General features: G+C 72.7%; 1 protein-coding gene. It reads right to left on the reverse strand.

Translation table 11 applies throughout. The annotated features are described in order from the left end of the window. Nucleotides 1-21: 21 nt before the first annotated feature. Nucleotides 22-1,143: an IS110 family RNA-guided transposase gene (locus tag ACFPL3_RS41970; protein ID WP_379591029.1), complete on the reverse strand. Its 1,122-nt coding sequence runs from the start codon at nt 1,141-1,143 to the stop codon at nt 22-24. Between the last annotated feature and the right edge of the window lie 247 nt (nt 1,144-1,390).

The raw sequence follows: 1,390 nt of genomic DNA on the forward strand, positions 1-1,390 counted from the left end.
GTTCCGATGCTCCTATGGACGTCAAGCAGCTGGTTCAAGATCTTTTCGGGTGTGGGTGAGGGCGGCGTAGACCTCGCGGGCGAGGTAGCGCTTGAGGCAGCGGATGATCTCTTTCTTGCTCAGACCGTCGGCGGTGCGGCGTTCGACGTAGGCGCGGGTGCGGGGGTCGTGACGCATCCGGGTGAGCACGATCCGGTAGAGCGCGGCGTTGGCCTGTCGGTCGCCGCCGCGGTTGAGCCGGTGGCGGTCGGTGCGCCCGGACGAGGCGGGCAGCGGTGCGGCGCCGCAGAGCATCGCGAACGCGGCCTCGGAGCGCAGCCGGTCGGGGTTGTCCCCGGCGGTGACCAGCAGCTGCCCGGCGGTGTCGGGGCCGAGGCCGAAGATGGCGAACAGGGCGGGGTTGATCCGACGGACCAGCGGCGTGATCAGCTTGTCCAGCTGGCGGATCTCGGTCGAGAGTTGCTGGTGTCGGCGGGCCAGCGAGCGCAGCGCCAGCACGGTGGCCATCTGGGGGTCGCCGGCGTGTGTCGGGTCGGGGCGGCGGGTGGCGCAGTGGCGGATCAGCTGCGTGTCGGTCAGGGGGCGCAGCTGGGCGCGCACGGCTTCGGGGGCGGTGACGATCAGCGACTTGATCTGGCGGGTGGTGTCGGCGCGCTGGTCGACCGCGCTGCGGCGGGCGACCCGCAACGCGGCCAGGGCCTGCACCGGGCCGCCGCGCTGCTTCGGGGTGCCCTCAGCACGCCCGGACTGGGCGGCCCGGGCGGCGGCCTCAGCGTCTAGTGGGTCGGACTTGCCGTCGCGGCGCCGCGCCGCCCGGTCGGGTCGGTCGACCTCCACCACCGCCACCCCGGCCTGGTGCAGGTGCGCGGCCAGCTCAGCGCCGTAGCTGCCGGTGCCCTCGACCCCGACCAGCACCAGCCGCCCGAACGAGCGCAGCCACGCCAGCAGCGCGCCATAGCCGGCGGCGGTGGCCAGGAACTGCTGGTGCCCCAAGAGCCGGCCCTGCCCGTCCAGCGCCGCGGCGGTGTGGGTGTCACGGTGGGTGTCCACCCCGCCGGTCACCTCCACCACCGCTCCGAGCGGGTCGCCGGACTGGACGGGCTGGTCGGTGCTGGGTCGCCGTGACGTGGGCAGCTGTGCCATCGTGGCCGTGTCCGTCCTTCTCGCGCGTGACAGGGGGAGCGGGCAACCACCAGCCGGGCGACGGACAACACAGTGATGGGTACCTGCTGGCACAGGCTCCTATTAGGTCACGGCCACGTCCGGTGAGTGCACAGGCGAGCCCCGCAGCGGCACGTCCGACGGATCGGAACAAGGACACCACGGTCAGCGGAACGCTGGGTCAGAACGACCGCTGCGGGGCTCACCTACATCCTCACTGCGGAACGCG

The sequence above is a fragment of the Pseudonocardia zijingensis genome, from assembly GCF_042657305.1.
GTDB classification, from domain to species: Bacteria; Actinomycetota; Actinomycetes; order Mycobacteriales; family Pseudonocardiaceae; genus Pseudonocardia; species Pseudonocardia zijingensis.